The organism is Planococcus donghaensis (genome assembly GCF_001687665.2).
In the GTDB taxonomy this organism is placed as follows: Bacteria; Bacillota; Bacilli; order Bacillales_A; family Planococcaceae; genus Planococcus; species Planococcus donghaensis.
Map to the genome: position 1 here is coordinate 431,007 of NZ_CP016543.2, position 16,935 is coordinate 447,941.

At 40.9% G+C, this 16,935-nt stretch carries 16 protein-coding genes; 13 read left to right on the forward strand and 3 right to left on the reverse strand.

Features of this window, described 5'->3' with window-relative positions; all coding sequences use genetic code 11:
- Positions 1-34: 34 nt before the first annotated feature.
- Complete coding sequence (gene hflX / locus BCM40_RS02265) at positions 35-1,306, forward strand: GTPase HflX (protein ID WP_065527336.1); 1,272 nt, start codon at positions 35-37, stop codon at positions 1,304-1,306.
- A 40-nt stretch (positions 1,307-1,346) separates the two neighbouring features.
- Here the strand turns inward: hflX and BCM40_RS02270 are convergent, their stop codons facing one another.
- On the reverse strand, positions 1,347-3,065 hold the full coding sequence (locus BCM40_RS02270; RefSeq protein WP_065527335.1) for an ABC transporter ATP-binding protein: 1,719 nt from the start codon (positions 3,063-3,065) through the stop codon (positions 1,347-1,349).
- A gap of 173 nt (positions 3,066-3,238) precedes the next feature.
- On the opposite strand from BCM40_RS02270, the gene BCM40_RS02275 reads away from it, so the two are divergent.
- From BCM40_RS02275 to BCM40_RS02300, 5 genes are all read left to right on the forward strand, one after another.
- The gene (locus tag BCM40_RS02275) at positions 3,239-4,102 is read left to right on the forward strand and encodes a DUF6612 family protein (RefSeq protein ID WP_065527334.1); all 864 of its coding nucleotides are present in this window, start codon (positions 3,239-3,241) and stop codon (positions 4,100-4,102) included.
- A gap of 821 nt (positions 4,103-4,923) precedes the next feature.
- Entirely contained in the window at positions 4,924-5,874 is a 951-nt protein-coding gene (locus BCM40_RS02285; RefSeq protein WP_065527332.1) for an ABC transporter permease, read from the forward strand.
- The gene (locus BCM40_RS02290; protein WP_065527331.1) at positions 5,867-6,817 is read left to right on the forward strand and encodes an iron chelate uptake ABC transporter family permease subunit; all 951 of its coding nucleotides are present in this window, start codon (positions 5,867-5,869) and stop codon (positions 6,815-6,817) included. Before BCM40_RS02285 ends, BCM40_RS02290 begins: the two co-directional genes overlap by 8 nt.
- Positions 6,814-7,575 carry an iron ABC transporter ATP-binding protein gene (locus tag BCM40_RS02295; RefSeq protein WP_008432297.1) on the forward strand — a complete coding sequence of 254 codons (762 nt, stop codon included), beginning with the start codon at positions 6,814-6,816 and terminating at the stop codon, positions 7,573-7,575. Before BCM40_RS02290 ends, BCM40_RS02295 begins: the two co-directional genes overlap by 4 nt.
- 20 nt (positions 7,576-7,595) lie before the next feature.
- Positions 7,596-8,546: a siderophore ABC transporter substrate-binding protein gene (locus tag BCM40_RS02300; RefSeq protein ID WP_065527330.1), complete on the forward strand. Its 951-nt coding sequence runs from the start codon at positions 7,596-7,598 to the stop codon at positions 8,544-8,546.
- 54 nt (positions 8,547-8,600) lie between these two features.
- Here BCM40_RS02300 and BCM40_RS02305 read toward each other — a convergent pair whose 3' ends face one another.
- Both BCM40_RS02305 and BCM40_RS02310 read right to left on the reverse strand, forming a co-directional pair.
- Positions 8,601-9,896 carry an ammonium transporter gene (locus tag BCM40_RS02305; RefSeq protein ID WP_065527329.1) on the reverse strand — a complete coding sequence of 432 codons (1,296 nt, stop codon included), beginning with the start codon at positions 9,894-9,896 and terminating at the stop codon, positions 8,601-8,603.
- 12 nt (positions 9,897-9,908) lie between these two features.
- Entirely contained in the window at positions 9,909-10,250 is a 342-nt protein-coding gene (locus tag BCM40_RS02310; protein ID WP_065527328.1) for a P-II family nitrogen regulator, read from the reverse strand.
- A 99-nt stretch (positions 10,251-10,349) separates the two neighbouring features.
- Between BCM40_RS02310 and BCM40_RS02315 the strand changes: the two genes are divergently transcribed.
- The 7 genes from BCM40_RS02315 to BCM40_RS02345 all read left to right on the forward strand — a co-directional run bounded on the left by BCM40_RS02315 (position 10,350) and on the right by BCM40_RS02345 (position 16,923).
- A complete protein-coding gene (locus BCM40_RS02315; protein ID WP_065527762.1) occupies positions 10,350-11,015 on the forward strand; it encodes a uracil-DNA glycosylase in 666 nt (221 codons plus the stop codon).
- A 90-nt stretch (positions 11,016-11,105) separates the two neighbouring features.
- Positions 11,106-11,915 carry a zinc transporter ZupT gene (gene zupT / locus BCM40_RS02320; RefSeq protein WP_065527327.1) on the forward strand — a complete coding sequence of 270 codons (810 nt, stop codon included), beginning with the start codon at positions 11,106-11,108 and terminating at the stop codon, positions 11,913-11,915.
- Between the two features lie 55 nt (positions 11,916-11,970).
- Positions 11,971-12,918 (forward strand): DUF4003 family protein, encoded by a 948-nt coding sequence (locus BCM40_RS02325; RefSeq protein ID WP_065527326.1) that lies wholly within the window; start codon positions 11,971-11,973, stop codon positions 12,916-12,918.
- Between the two features lie 111 nt (positions 12,919-13,029).
- On the forward strand, positions 13,030-14,247 hold the full coding sequence (locus BCM40_RS02330; protein WP_065527325.1) for an MFS transporter: 1,218 nt from the start codon (positions 13,030-13,032) through the stop codon (positions 14,245-14,247).
- A 135-nt stretch (positions 14,248-14,382) separates the two neighbouring features.
- Positions 14,383-15,231, forward strand: a complete 849-nt coding sequence (locus tag BCM40_RS02335) for a GNAT family N-acetyltransferase (RefSeq protein WP_065527324.1) — start codon at positions 14,383-14,385, stop codon at positions 15,229-15,231.
- 88 nt (positions 15,232-15,319) lie between these two features.
- Complete coding sequence (locus BCM40_RS02340; RefSeq protein ID WP_065527323.1) at positions 15,320-16,288, forward strand: ABC transporter ATP-binding protein; 969 nt, start codon at positions 15,320-15,322, stop codon at positions 16,286-16,288.
- Positions 16,285-16,923, forward strand: coding sequence for an ABC transporter permease (locus BCM40_RS02345; RefSeq protein WP_065527322.1), 639 nt, complete (start codon positions 16,285-16,287; stop codon positions 16,921-16,923). The genes BCM40_RS02340 and BCM40_RS02345 overlap by 4 nt, the downstream gene beginning before the upstream one ends.
- The last annotated feature ends 12 nt before the right edge of the window (positions 16,924-16,935 follow it).

Sequence of the window (16,935 nt, forward strand, 5' to 3'; positions counted from 1 at the left end):
GAATTTTCTTTCCTGAAATAGGAGGACAAGATAAATGGATGAATTACAAGAAAAAGCAGTCATAGTGGGTGTCCAACTTCAAAAAGACCTTCATTTTGCTTATGGAATGGAAGAACTGCGCAATTTAGCAGAGGCGTGCAGCGTAGAAGTTGTGGGCGAAGTTACACAAAACTTGGAACGGATTAACCCTTCGCATTACGTCGGAAGCGGAAAAGTAGAAGAAATAAAGGCTTTTTACGAAGAGTCTGATGCCAATTTAGTAATTTTCAACGATGAATTGTCTCCTTCACAAATTCGGAATTTGGAAGAAGATTTAGAGTGCAAAGTTATAGACCGTACAATGCTGATTTTAGATATCTTTTCACGTCGGGCAAAAACACGTGAAGCGCAAGTACAAGTAGAGTTGGCTCAACTTCAGTATATGTTGCCGCGTTTGATCGGCTTGAGAGCTTCACTCGGACGTCAAGGTGGGAGTAGTAGTGGTGGTGTGGCTAACCGTGGAGCCGGTGAGACGAAATTAGAGCTAGATCGTCGTAAAATTGAAGATCAAATTTCCAAGCTTCATAAAGAACTTGAACACATTAAAGATCAGCGCATTACACAGCGCAAACAGCGCACTAAAAAAGGAATGCCTGTTGTATCGTTAGTTGGCTATACGAATGCTGGGAAATCAACGGTCATGAATGGCTTGTTAACAAAAACAGGGCAAAACGAAGAAAAGCAAGTGTTTGAAAAAGACATGCTGTTTGCTACGTTAGAAACATCTGTCCGCCAGATTCGGTTAGAAGACAATAAGAGCTTTTTGCTAACTGACACAGTAGGTTTTGTCAGTAAATTGCCTCACCATCTAGTAAAAGCATTTCGCTCTACTTTAGAAGAAGCAAGAAATGCAGATTTGCTCCTTCATGTCGTTGACGTTTCGAATGAAGAACACCGTTATATGATGGATGTGACGAATCTGACGTTGCATGCGGTTGGGGTCGAAAACGTTCCGACTTTGTATGTTTTTAATAAGTCAGATTTAGCGGGAGTACGCTATCCAGCTATGAACGGTGATGGATTATGGATTGCAGCAAAAGAAGGTGTTGGTCTTGATGAATTATTAGAAGTCATCAAAAAGCAAATTTTCGCAGATTACGTGACGTGCCGAATGATCGTTCCGTTTAGTCGTGGAGATGTTGTGGCTTACCTTAATGAACATGCGAGTATTCACGAAACCGAATACGAAGAAGATGGTACTTTACTAAAAGTCGAACTGAGCCGCGCGGATTACGACCGCTACGAGCAGTTTGTCATCGGAAGCTAGAATGAAAAAAGCGGATCTCATTTGATGAGATCCGCTTTTTCTATTGTTCAAACTGAATCCGATGAAGGTTTGCGAAAACGCCATCCGTTTGGAGCAATTCACTATATCCACCTTGCTCAGCAATACCATCTTCCGTCACCACAACAACGCGATCGGCATCTCGTATAGTTGCAAGACGGTGAGCAATAATGAGCGTTGTGCGGTTTTCCGCTAATTCCGCTAAAGCTTCTTGAATCACGCGTTCGGTTTGTGTATCGAGCGCTGACGTTGCTTCATCCAAAATTAAAATTGGTGGATTTTTTAAGAACATCCGTGCAATCGCTAAACGTTGTTTTTGACCACCGGATAGCTTTAATCCGCGCTCACCAATTTGTGTGTCGTATCCTTGTGGTAATTTCTGAACAAAATCTTCTAAATGAGCTTTTTTCGCAGCAGCTAAAATTTCTTCGTCGCTTGCATGTCTTTTCCCATAAGCGATATTCTCGCGAATAGTTCCTGTAAACAAGAAGACGTCTTGTTGCACAATGCCAATTTGTGAACGTAACGAATGCTTAGTCATGTTCCGGATATCCATCCCGTCAATCGAAATGATACCTTGTTGGATGTCGTAGAAACGAGGGATCAATGAACAAATCGTTGTTTTTCCTGCTCCTGAAGGACCGACGAACGCAACGGTTTCTCCAGCACGTAATTCTAAATCTATTCCGGATAACACTGTTTTACTATCATCATAGCCAAAATAGACGTCTTCAAACTTGATGTCACCGTTTAATGTCTCAACGGTTACAGCGTCTTGCTGGTCATTGATGTCGGGAGCTTGTTCAATTAGATCACGAAAACGACTAAAACCGGCCATACCTTTTGGATAAAGTTCAAGTAATGCGCTGATTTTATCTATGGGTTTGATCAAGACATTCAGAAAGAGAACAAAACTGACAAGTTCCCCGTACGATAACTGGTTTTGGAAGTTGAGCCAAGCGCCATATACCAATACAACCAAAGTCAAAAGGCGAGTCATCATATAAATGCTGGAGTGAGTCGCCGCCATCACTTTATAAGCGACCATTTTCGCAAGGCGAAAGCGGTCATTGTCCTTTTTAAAACGTTCGATTTCAAATTCTTCATTGGTAAAAGACTGCACTACCCGTGCACCTGAGACACTGTCCTCGACACGACTGTTAACTTCAGCGATTTTCCCATACATACTGCCCCAAGCTTGATTCATCTTAATGTTGCAATACGTAATTAGCCAGATGAGAAATGGAATAACGATTAATGTGACGAGCGCTAGTTTCGGATTGATCCAAAACATAATGCCGAAAGCACCAAAGAACGTCATAATCGCGATGAAGAAATCTTCAGGTCCGTGATGAGCAAGTTCGCCGATATCAAACAAGTCATTAGTGACCCGACTCATAATATGTCCGGTTTTAATATTGTCGAAAAACCGGAAAGATTGGCGCTGCACATGTGTGAATAGTTCTTCTCTCATATCCGTTTCGATGTTAATTCCTAGTTTGTGTCCTAGATAACTAACGATATACTGCAAAAACGTACTTAATAGAAATACGACTAGTAGCAAAAAGCTGACGGTAGTGATGGTATTCCAATTTCCGCTTGGCAGTAAGTCATCGATAAACCATTGAACGGCAACTGGAAATGCCAACTCAAGAATAGCTACAAAAACAGCACTAGAAAAGTCGATGACAAATAGCCGTTTATGCGGTTTGTAATACTGAAAAAACTGTTTTAATCTCAAAGCTTTCACCTCGTTTTATACTCGCACTGAAAAGTATAATCGAAGTTAATGAAATAAACGACCAGAATCGGGTAAACAAAGAATATGAAACTATGAAACGATTTCCAGTGCGCTCCGTATATATAGGTCATTTAAAAAGGAAATTCAATCTGAGTAAAAGGAGGATCACTAACATGAAGAAATGGTTACTGCTTATGAGCGCGACGACTTTAACGATTGGACTTTCAGCTTGTGGTGAAACAGCGGAACCGGCATCTGGTGATGAGTCGACAAAAGGGGAAGACAGTGAGTTAACCGTTCAAGAATTGTATGCGAAATCAGTAAGAGCATCTGAAGCTATTACGAGCTTGCACGCTGATATTGTAACTGATCAAGTAATGGAGATGCAGCCGGATGGCATGGTGATGAATATGAAAATGGACGCAGCGATGGATATGGTCACTGAACCGCTAGCATTTCATCAAACGGCAGAAACAGTTATTGTGTCGGAGGATATAGACAATACCAATCCAATGAATATGGAAATGTATTTCACCGATCAAGGCATGTATATGTATGAAAGCACAATGGCGATGTGGTTGAAAATGCCTGATGAAAGTATTGCAGGTTTAAAAGAATTGGCTGACCAACAAACTGCGGATCCTGCGCAACAATTAGAAGAGTTAAATGAGTTTCAAGATGATTTCACTTTTGAGCAAACTGCAGAGGAGTATATTTTGACACTTGATGCCTCTGGAGAGAAATTTCAAGAATTGATGGATCAGCAGCTAGAAAAAACGTTAGGACAAATGGAAATCGAAGCTCAAATGGCACTTGAAGACATGACCATTCATTCGGTAAACTACACCATCTATATCGATAAAGACACCTTTTTAACAAACAAGATGAATATGATAATGGACATGGATATGAATATTGAAGGAGAAGTCATGAACATTCAATCAGATGTGCAAGCTGAATACAGCAAGTACAATGAGATTGATGCCATTACTGTACCGGATGAAGTACTAGAAGAAGCACTAGAAATGAATGGTTGAGGATGACTAGATGCTTAAAAGTGGACCTGAAAATAAAACAGAATGAAGAAAGTTTTATTAAACTGAATAGTAATGCATAATTTTCAACTAGGCTGACCACTTCGCTTTCCGTGGGCTCAGCTTCAGCCTCCTCGTCACTGAAAACCCATGCTCCTGCATCGCTGCGCTAGCTTCGTCGCAAAAGCTTGTCCTCGCAGGCTTCGGCCAATGCTATTCCTGCGGGGTCTTCAGCTTTCGCTGTCCCACAGGAGTCTTCGTGGACCAGCCCAGTTGAAGGCTTCTTGCTACAAAAAAAGTGAGATTCTTTACTGTGCTTCACCGTATAAATAACGTGTCAAAAGATTTTTTCCTACTCACTCCAGGATTCGGAGCACCTAGTGGCGAAGGGCAAAGATATGCTCCTGCATCGCTGCGCTAGCTTCGTCGCAAAGCCACTGCCCGAACTCCCTTCGGTCACTGACTTTCCAGCGGAAAAACGAAGTGGTGAGACCCCGCAGGAGCTTGCGACGAGGAGGCTCAGCGCGGAGTCCGCGGAAAGCGTCCACTAGGTGTGGAGAATCCCACATGCATACAAAAAAATGAGTAACTATTCTTTTGTCTACAAGCAGAGAGCCTACCATTTGGTAGGCTCTCTTTTTTCTAGTAATAATAATGTTATAAATTTGACGAATTGGTACGAATTTTTATCCAAATGAAAATTATTCTCATTTAATCATTGACTGGGTTTTAGCAAGTGTTATACTGAAATAGGTAAGTAAGTGATAATGATTATCACTATCAACTAACCAATAACCGTTATTTGAGACAGATGAGGGGCAGCTATGAAAAAACGCTATTTAATACCAACATTAATCATACTGTCGATCATTTCCTTGTTTGTCGGAGTGAGTAGTATCAGCATAGTTGATTTGTTTGACTTCCAATCGGAAGAGACACAAATATTCTTAATCAGTCGTCTGCCGCGGCTGGTTGCGATTTTACTAGCAGGTGCAGGAATGAGTATGGCAGGACTCATTATGCAGCAGTTAAGTCGCAATAAATTCGTGTCTCCAACAACAGCAGGTACATTAGATGCTACTCGGCTTGGGATTCTCGTATCCATGCTTTTGTTCGCGAATGCATCGATGCTAGAAAAAATGACAGTAGCTTTTGCTTTTGCACTTGCTGGGACATTTCTTTTTATGCAAATTCTTAACCGCATCAAATTTAAAGATGCGATATTTATTCCTTTAGTTGGGTTGATGTTTGGGAATATCTTGTCGTCCATTACAACATTTTTCGCTTATCGAGCAGATGTTATTCAAAACATGTCTGCTTGGTTACAAGGTGACTTTTCCATGGTTATGAAAGGAAGTTATGAACTTCTTTACATCAGTGTTCCGGTATTTGTTATCGCCTATCTCTACGCGAATCGATTTACGGTAGCGGGTATGGGGGAAGACTTCTCAAAGAATTTGGGGATGAAGTACCGCAGTGTTGTAAACATCGGATTGACACTCGTAGCTTTGATTACGGCGACAGTTGTTTTGACGGTAGGGGTTATCCCGTTTCTTGGGTTGATCATCCCAAATATCGTCTCAATTTTCAAAGGAGATCATCTTCAAAAAACATTGCCGCATACCGCGATGCTTGGCGCGATTTTCTTATTAGTGTGCGATATTTTAGGAAGAGTGCTGATTTACCCGTACGAAATTTCCATCAGTTTGATGGTAGGCGTGATCGGCAGCTTTATTTTCCTCTTCTTGTTGTTTAGGAGGAAAGCATATGCGTGATTTACATAAAATGCTCATCCTAATTGGCCTAGCTTTAGCGGCTTGTGCTGTGTATTTGTTTCAAGATTTAAACGGAAGTTTTGATTATGCGCTGCCAAGACGCGGCGTGAAAGTGTTTGCGATGGTGTTAACGGGTGTAGCTATTGCTTATGCAACAGTCGTTTTTCAAACCATTACTCATAACCGGATATTAACACCAAGCATTATGGGCTTGGATTCACTTTATATGTTGCTTCAAACCTTGCTGGTCTTCTTCTTGGGATCAAGCCACGTGACAATTGTGAACAAGCAAGTGAACTTCATGTTGTCGATTGCCGTCATGGTCATCTTTGCCTTGTTGTTTTACCGTTTGCTGTTTAAAAAGAACGATCGCCCCATTTACTTTCTCTTGTTAGTGGGAATTATTTGTGGAACTTTCTTTGGAAGCATTACAACATTCTTGCAAGTGCTCATCGACCCAAACGAGTTTTCGATTATTCAAGATCGTATGTTTGCGAGCTTTAACAATGTTAACGCCGATTTGGTTTGGACGTCGCTTGTCGTCATCACCTTATTGATCGCTTTTGCTTGGAAGCAAAATGCTTCTTTAGATGTTTTGACACTGGGTCGTGATACAGCGATTAATCTAGGGGTCAATTACGATGCGTTAGTTAAACAAATGCTTGTATTATCAGCCGTGTTAATCGCCATTGCGACGGCACTTGTTGGACCCATTACTTTTTTTGGTTTGATTGTCGCGAATTTATCCTACCAGTTCTTTACGTCATATAAACATTCGGTGTTATTGACGGGAGCGATTATCATCAGTGTCATCGCTTTAGTTGGTGGTCAGTGGGTAGTAGAGCGGATTTTTACTTTTAATACGACATTGAGTGTCATCATCAATTTCATCGGTGGAATTTACTTTATCTACCTATTACTAAAGGAGAGTCGATCTAAATGATTCAAGTTCGCGAATTGACAAAGCTGTACGGAAAAAAACAAGTTGTCGAAAATGTCTCTGTTGATATCCAGCGCGGTCAAATTACATCGTTCATTGGCCCAAATGGCGCGGGAAAGTCTACATTGTTATCGATGGTCAGTCGTTTGTTAGATGCAGATACCGGCGAAGTGCTTATTGATTCAACCAACACCAAAAAGTTGAAATCCAATGAGTTTTCAAAACGCGTATCCATATTAAAACAGTCGAACTACATGAATGTCCGCTTGACGATTCGTGAGCTTGTCTCTTTTGGTCGCTTTCCCTATTCAAAAGGCCGCCTAAATGACGAAGACGAGAAAATGGTCGATCAATCAATTGATTATATGGATTTAAAGGACATGGAAAACGCTTATCTTGATGAATTGTCGGGTGGACAACGCCAACGTGCATTTATCGCCATGGTGATTGCCCAAGACACCGATTATATCTTGCTGGATGAACCGTTAAATAATTTGGACATGAAGCATTCTGTTCAAATTATGAAAATTTTACGCCGCTTGGTTGATGATTTGGGCAAAACAGTGGTGATTGTTTTACATGATATTAACTTTGCTTCTGTTTACTCAGATCGTATCGTGGCGTTAAAAAATGGTCGCGTCGTAAAAGATGGACCAACTGAAGAGATTATTCAAAGTGCTGCATTAAAAGAAATTTACGATATGGATATCCCCATTCAACAAATGAATAACTGCAGAATTTGTGTGTATTTTAATTCTTAGAAAAAGGAGCTCAAAACAATATGAAAAAATGGATATTGGTCGCATTTACGTTAATGATGGTAACAATTTTAGCTGCTTGTGGGTCAACCGAAGAAACAACTGAATCTGCTACAGCAAATGCAGAAGCGGAAGAAATAACAGTAACGCATGAACTAGGTGAAACAACTTTTACCAAGAATCCAGAAAAAGTGGTGGTTTTTGATTATGGAGTTCTTGATTCATTAGACAAACTTGGAGTTGAATCAGTTACTGGAGTGCCACAAGAATCTTTACCAGCTTACTTAGAAAAATATGAGGATGCGGAAAAATACGAGAATGTTGGGACGCTGAAAGAAGCTGATTTTGAAGCAATCCATGTTATGGACCCAGATTTGATTATTATTTCTGGACGTCAAGCAGATATGTACGAAGAGTTTGCTGAAATTGCGCCTACGATGTATATGGCTGTAGATACAGAAAATTACATGGAATCATTTGAAGAAAATATGACAACACTTGGTGAAATTTTCGGGAAAGAAGATCAAGTAGGCGAAGAACTTGCAACGATTGATGCACAAATTGAAAGAGTGAAAGCGATGGTAAGTGAGTCGGACGAAAAAGCATTAATTACGCTTGCGAATGAAGGGAAAGTAAGTGCGTACGGTGCAGCTTCTCGTTTTGGTTTGATCCATGATGTGTTTGGTGTCAAACAGGCCGACGAAGGCATTGAAGCGTCGACTCATGGACAAAGCATTTCATATGAATATATTTTGGAAACAAACCCAGACATGATGTTTGTGGTTGACCGAAATGCGGTAGTGGGCAATGGGACAAACGCAGCTGAATCGCTTGAAAATGAATTGGTTCAAAAAACAAACGCTTATAAAAACGATAAAATTATCTACTTAGATCCAGATTACTGGTACCTCTCAGGGGGCGGATTGCAGTCTGTCGCTCAAATGGTAACAGACGTTCAATCTGCATTTGAATAAAAATCACAAAAAAGAAGTTCCTGAATTATCTCAGGAACTTCTTTTTTTGCTGTATTAAGAGATTGATTTTTTAGGAGTAGGAGTAGGTACTTCGCCAAGCTGGTTTAATCGATGTGCAAATGAATTGTTGTGTCCGACAGGTGAACCGTGCAAAACATCTTGCATCGAGTAAGCTTGTGACCCGTGTTCTGAAAAGTCCAAGCCAGCTTCTTCATCTTCAGCAGTAACTCGAAGTGGAACGATGCTGCCGATAGCCAATAACACCAATCCCGTTGATATAGAAGCCCATGCAACAACAGCGAAAACGCCGACAGCTTGTATACCGAGAATTTCAACTCCGCCTCCATATAGTAATCCACCAGTCGTATCAAACAATCCGATGGCAAGTGTTCCCCAAATACCGGCAATCCCGTGAACGGAAATAGCGCCGACTGGATCGTCAATACGAATTTTTGAATCGAGTAAACGAATTGCTTCCGTCATGATTACGCCTGCCAATAAACCAATAACAATCGCACCCACAAAAGAAACGTTTGCAGCGCCAGCAGTAATGCCGACAAGTCCGGCAAGAGCACCGTTCATGGTTAACGAAGCGTCAATGCGTCCATAGCGTAGTCGAGTATAGCTGGCAGTGGCGATAATCCCAGCAGAAGCAGCTAATAGTGTATTGGCAATGACGATTGGCACAAGTGCAGGATCAGCTGCTAATGTGCTCCCGCCATTAAAGCCAAACCAACCAAGCCATAGGATGAAAACGCCTAAAGCCCCGAGTGGTAAACTGTGTCCTGGAATGGTATTCACGGATTTCCCGCTATATTTCCCAATGCGAGGTCCGATTTTCCAAGCTGCAACCAAAGCAGCTACAGCACCTGTTAAGTGGACGACTGTCGAACCGGCGAAATCGATAAAACCGATCTGTGCTAACCAACCGCCACCCCATACCCAGTGACCAACAATTGGGTAGATAACAGCAGTCATCGCGATAGTTAACAAAATATAGGCGGATAAATTCATCCGTTCTGCTACAGCACCTGAAATGATGGTAGCACAAGTAGCCGCAAAAACAGCTTGGAAGACAAAGAATCCGATATCTTCAACACCTGATAGTGCAAACCCTTGAGTACCGATTAATCCAAAAGAAGAAGGACCAAACATCAGTGCATATCCAACGATAAAGTAAAGAATAGAGCCTAGTGAAACAGTAATCATATTTTTCATTAATATATTTAATGTGTTTTTAGAACGAGTGAAACCTGATTCCACCATCGCAAATCCTGCGTGCATAAAAAATACCAACATAGCCCCGAGCATCACCCATATCATATCTACTGAACTTTGAACTGCTTCCATCCAATCTCCTCCTTATCCAATCGCGACAGCGCCGCGTTCTTTTGTTCTAATTCTGATTGCTTCTTCAACCGGATAAATGAAAATCTTGCCATCTCCCACTTGTCCTGTAGATGCATATTCCAGTAAAGCTTGGATGATATCTTCGACTTTATGGTCATCCACCACCATTTCTAACTTTAGTTTTGGAGAAAATTCCATCTTATAGGCATTTCCGCGGAATAAGCCTACTCGACCTTCTTGCTTTCCGATTCCTGCAATTTCCGTTACACTCAATCCGTCTATTCCTTCAAGTGCTAAAGCTTGGCGAACATCTCCAAACACGGATGGACGAATAATAGTTTCGATTTTTTTCATGGTTCCCTCTCCTTCATGTTAGGTTTGTTAACATATTAGTTTATATTTTCTGACAATGCAAGTGTTTTTTGAAATTAAATGTTAGGTTTTCTAACATTGATGAAAATTAGGGGTGATTTCGTGTATAAAATTCCAGAAGAATTAGTTGCGCTTGGTAAAGAAAGAATTGATGGATATCCGGTTGAGGGATTTGTGTGGGGAAGTGGTCCGGAAAATCCGGCGATTATGCTAGTAGGAGAGGCTCCAGGAGAAAACGAAATCGAAACAGGAATTCCTTTTACAGGGCGGGCAGGAAAAGAATTAATGGCTTCTTTGCAAGGTGTCGGTTTGGCGAGAGAAGATGTTTATATTACAAGTGCGGTCCGCAGCAGACCGTATAAATGGGGAACTAAAAAGAAGCGCAATGGTGAAATGGTCGAACGGAAATACAACCGTGCACCAACAAAAAAAGAAATTATTGCTCATGCACCGATATTGGATAAGGAAATTCAAGACATTCACCCGCCGCTAATTGTGACGTTAGGAAATGTTGGTTTACAAAGGTTAATTGGACCGAAAGCAAAAGTTACAGAACTCCATGGGGTGCTGATCGAAACGCCAATACTATATTGGGATGATGCAAATAACTGCTTTAAAGAAACCGATGAGGTGTATCATATTTTTCCTACATTCCATCCAGCTAGCGTTTTTTATAATCCGCCTGTGCGTGAATTGAAAGATGAAGATTGGCGTAGGTTAAAAGAACTTTTAGGGAAAGTAGAATAATTATAGAAATTTGGCGCTAAAAAAGTTTTGAAGAAAACCTTTTTGACGTATACTATTTTTATTCACTAGAGTTAGAAAAGAGGCGCGTGTATGGATAGTAATGTATTATTTGCACTCGGTTTAACTCTGTTTGCTGGACTTGCTACGGGAATCGGCAGTTTAATCGCATTTTTTGCCTCGCGCACGAATACGAAATTTTTATCGATTTCATTGGGTTTTTCAGCTGGAGTTATGATTTACGTTTCAATGATTGAAATTTTCTTTAAAGCAAAAGATGCTTTGACGAATGCACAAGGAGAAGTTGTGGGGTATTGGTTAACGCTTGCGGGTTTTTTTGGCGGAATGATTTTCATGGCAATGGTCGATCGCATTTTGCCGAAGTTGGGGAATCCGCATGAAGTAAAAAAGGTCGAGGATATGGATGATGGCCCAACAAATGATGAATATGCCCGATTACGAAAAATGGGTATTTTTACAGCGTTAGCGATCGGGATTCATAATTTCCCTGAAGGCATTGCTACATTTATGTCGGCTATACAAGATCCGGCTCTTGGTATTGCGATTGCAATCGCCGTAGCAATACACAATATTCCTGAAGGTATTGCGGTTTCGGTACCAATTTACTACGCAACGGGAAGTCGGTTAAAAGCTTTGCAGTACAGTTTTTTATCGGGTATTTCGGAGCCAGTTGGAGCGATTGCGGCATGGTTGTTTTTAATGCCGTTTTTAAGCGACACGTTGTTCGGCGTTATTTTTGCAGGTGTTGCGGGGATTATGGTCTTTATCTCACTTGACGAGCTATTGCCTGCTGCAAAACGATACGATGAAGCCCATTTGTCTATTTATGGATTAGTAGCCGGTATGGCTGTTATGGCTGTTAGCTTAGTGTTGATTGTTTAATAGTGAAACTTAACGCCTCCCTTTCTCGTAATAAAGAAAAAAGGAGGCGTTTTTAATGGATCGTAAGCACATTAAACAAACTTTCTCAGAAGTGTCAAAAACAACTGGTTGGGCAGTAGACAAGCGAATATCATTAGCTGTCACCAATATATACTTAGGGCGTGGGCGAAATTTTGATGCCGGATTGCATGAGGAAGCCGTCAATATTATTAAAAAAAATGAAGGATGGACTTCTCCGTTGCGATCTCACTTACTCCATGTTGCAGCTGCTTTTATGGTGTTAAAAGAAGAAAGTATAGAAAGCTCGTTAAAATTGGTGAATCAAAATCAACAAGCACTTAACGATGCAGGATTTTGGAAAACATCGTATACGTATTTAGCGGCGTTATTGATGAAAAGTCCTGAAGAAGCAGAACGTGCAAGAGCCTTATACGAAGAAATGAAGAAACATCATAAATTTCTAACATCGAATGAAGATATTCCTTACGCAGCCTTATTGGGGAGCAGAGAAGGAACTGTTGAAGAACGAGCGGCGACTATGAATATGTATTACAAAGACTTACGGGAACAAGGGTTTTCGATGGGGAATGACCTGCAATGGTTGTCTCAAATTATGACGTTTGAATCTCCAGTTTATAATCCGGAAATGGTCGGAAAAGTAGTGGCGATTCAGCAATTCCTTAAAGATGAAAAAGTCAAAATTAAGTATGCGCAATATCCTATTCTTGGTTTTTTGGCAGTAACAGGAGTAGGTGGCAATGCGCTAAACGAAATTGTGTCGAACACCCGTGAACTCGAAAGTGAAAAAATGTTTCGTTGGTATAAAGATATGGCATTTTCAACGGCAGTCCAACAGACAATGGCTGATAATATAGAAGTTCAAAATATTGCCGATATGGCTTTTTCTACATCATTGGAAGCGTTGATGCAAGCTCAACAAGCAGCAATGATGGTCAGTATTAATGCCGCGATTATTTCATCAACTAATAATTCCTCCACTTAATAAAAGATGTTTGAAAAAACAGACTTTCGATCGTGACTTGTCACTAATCTTTCATCAGCGTATAGTGGTGTAAAGACACTGTTTACATCTGTAAAGACAAGGAGAATGATGATGTCAACTTCAGTTGAAAAAAAACCAGGTACGATATCAAGAAACAAATTATTAGGCATTGCTGGGCTCGGATGGCTCTTTGACGCAATGGATGTTGGTATTTTAGCTTTTATAATTGCGGCACTTCATGCAGATTGGGGATTAACTTCTAATCAAATGGGTTGGATTGGAAGTGTAAACTCCATCGGGATGGCGGTTGGGGCGTTTGTTTTTGGGATTTATGCTGACCGTGTAGGTAGAAAGAAAATATTTATCATTACACTTTTGTTGTTTTCAATTGCTAGTGGTATTTCTGCATTTACTACAACACTTGCAGCATTTATGATTTTACGATTTTTTGTAGGAATGGGATTGGGTGGAGAACTTCCGGTAGCTTCTACTTTGGTAGCAGAAAGTGTACCGGCAAGAGAACGAGGTCGCGTGATTGTGTTGCTGGAAAGTTTCTGGGCGGCTGGCTGGTTAGTAGCTGCGATAATTTCGTATTTTATCATTCCGTCTTTCGGCTGGCGCGTAGCCCTATTGTTAACGGCGTTACCAGCGTTTTACGCCATATATTTGCGCATCAATTTACCAGATTCTCCACAGTTTTCTGCCAAAAAAGATGTGTTACGCTCGGTTTCTATGAATATTAAAGACGTGTGGTCAAAGAAATACAGACGCCCTACATTGATGTTGTGGATTGTGTGGTTTATGGTAGTCTTTTCATACTACGGAATGTTCTTATGGTTGCCGAGTGTAATGGTATTAAAAGGCTTCACGCTTATTAAAAGTTTTCAATACGTATTGATCATGACACTTGCGCAGTTACCAGGGTATTTTACAGCAGCGTGGCTGATCGAACGTGTTGGGCGGAAATTTGTATTGGTTACGTATTTGATCGGAACGGCAGCCAGTGCTTTAGCTTTCGGAAATGCTGATTCTATTACAGGTTTGATTGTGGCGGGTGCCTTCTTATCCTTCTTTAACCTAGGGGCTTGGGGTGCGTTGTACGCCTATTCGCCAGAGCAATATCCAACGGTTATTCGTGGAACGGGAACGGGGATGGCTGCAGCATTTGGTCGTATTGGTGGTATTCTTGGACCTCTACTAGTGGGTACGCTTTTAACTGCTGAAATCGGTATTAACGTGATTTTTGCGATTTTCTGTGGAGCTATTCTTATTGCAGCTATGGCTGTAGCATTTCTTGGAACCGAAACAAAACAAATGGAATTAGAATAAATTAGAAAAGCAACGTCTTCAGGTACAAACTGGAAGGGCGTTGCTTTTTTTCTCCAAAATAAAAAAGGGTATTGTTCGTAGTTTAGCTAATACATTTATATAGGGCTAAAACATGGTAGGAATGGACGTGGATATATGGAATTGATCATTTACTCGGATTCATCGGTTTTTGAGGAGCGTGTATCACCTTTATTAAATCGGAACGAAGATAGCAATAGTTTATTTTTAGGGATACTTGGGCAGATTCAAGCTAATAGATATGACGATTACTTTCTAGCGTTGGCCGAAACAGACGAGGAGGTTGTTGCGGCATGCTTAATGACGCCCCCGCATGCCTTGCAATTAGTGGTATTTCGTCAGTTTCCTGAAATTGAAAAAGAAATTGCGGTTCACTTACAAAATCTTGGCATTAAAGTCAGTGGGATTGTCGGTGAACAAGAAACATCCCGCCTTTTTGCAGAAGCCTGGACAAGTCATACTGGCGAACAAGTAAAAGTATTAATGGATCAAGGTTTGTACCGCATCGATGCGGTCAATAAAGGTCTGCAAAAAAGTGAAGGATCTTGGCGAGTTGCGAGCAATAAAGACGCAAAGCTGTTGATAGAGTGGTATAAACTGTTTGAAGAAGAAACGGGAATTGATCGTCGTTCTACGCAAGAACAAGCTACCCAACGGATTGAGGAATTTTTAGAGAGGAAAGAAGTTTACGTATGGGAAGTGGGTGGAATGGTTGTCTCATGTATGAAAAAAGGACGCCCTTCAAAAAACGGCATAACAGTTTCTTTTGTTTTCACACCCGTGGCTTATAGAAAGAAAGGATATGCTAGGACGTTAGTGGCGGAAGTTACAGACGAATTGTTGCTAGAGTATGATTTTGTTATGCTTTATACAGACCTTTCAAACCCAACATCCAATAAAATTTATAGAGAAATCGGTTATGAACAAATTGCAAATCCCGTTCACCTTATATTTGAAGAAGAATAAATTTCCCTTAAGTAATTTTCAGGAGTAAAAAGGTACTTTATAGGGTATAAAAAAGCTAGGCTGAAAGAAGCAGAAGGGAGTGAGGGTTATGATTCGTTTTGAAAATATTACAAAGCGTTTTCCAGACGGCACGGAAGCGTTAAAAGACATTTCGCTTGTGTTACCGACACATCAGTTGACGGCTATCATCGGTCCTAGTGGCTGTGGGAAAACTACTATGATGAAAATGATCAACAAACTAGAGAAGCCAACTGAAGGAAGTATCTATATTGATGAAAAACCTATAAATGATATGGATGAAGTACAGTTGAGGCGTTCAATTGGCTATGTTATTCAACGCATTGGCTTGTTCCCACATATGACCATTTCAGACAATGTGGCGTTAGTACCAAAGTTGCTTGAGTGGTCCAAAGAAAAAAAGGAAGAACGCGTACGTGAATTGCTTCAACTGGTTGGCTTGGATCCTGAAGTTTATATGGACCGTTACCCCCTCGAATTAAGTGGAGGGCAGCAGCAACGTGTAGGTGTAGTCCGAGCGCTTGCTGGAGATCCTAACATTGTGTTAATGGATGAGCCCTTCTCAGCACTTGACCCCATCAGTAGGGAACAACTGCAAGATGAACTTCGAAACCTTCAACAAACCATCAATAAAACCATTGTTTTTGTAACGCATGATATGGATGAGGCATTAAAAATTGCCGATACGATTGTTGTCATGCGAGCTGGAAAAGTTGAGCAGGTGGGGACCCCGCAACAACTAATCGATAATCCGGCTAACGATTTTGTACGGAACTTTATTGGGATAGAACGCATCAATCAGAAACGAACATTTGGCGAGAGAAAATTAGTTGAGTTCCTAAGTTTGTTCACGGCCAATTGGTCAGGAGAGTTTGAAGAAATCTCTGCAGAATCTACTTTTGAACAAGCATTTGCCAAATTGGATGATAGCGAACATGATTATTTGGCTATTATTAGTAACGATCAAATTGTGGCATATGCTAACGACCGTGACTTATTGAAAGCAGCCCTTGCTAAAGAAACGGGGGTATTGACGTGAATAATTTTTTTGACACACTTGTTAGTCGCCAAGATATGATTATTAGCGCGCTTGTAGAACATATGTATTTGTCTTTTGTAGCCGTAGCAGTAGGTATTGCAATTGCACTTCCATTAGGTATATTAATAACGCGCTACCGCCGCTATGCTGAATCGATAATTGGGGTAACAGCTGTATTTCAGACGATTCCAAGTCTAGCTTTATTTGGCTTTTTAGTTCCTATATTAGGAATTGGTTCACCTACTGCTTTAATCGCACTTATCATCTATGCCTTATTACCGATTTTGCGAAATACTTATGCAGGAATTGCAGGGGTTGACGGATCTACAATTGAAGCAGGACGTGGTATGGGCATGACGCGTACGCAAATTCTTCGCCAAATTGAATTGCCGTTAGCATTGCCATTTATCATGGCTGGAATACGCACAGCCACTGTATTAACTGTAGGAATTGCAACACTGGCAACCTTTGTTGGAGCAGGCGGTTTAGGAGACATCATCTATCGTGGGTTGCAATCATATAATAATTCGCTAGTATTGGCGGGGGCGCTTCCGGTTGCGCTGTTAGCAATCGGTTTTGACCAAATTTTAAAGTGGATTGAAAAACGAGCAACGCCAAAAGGGTTAAAAATTTAGGGGGAAATTAAA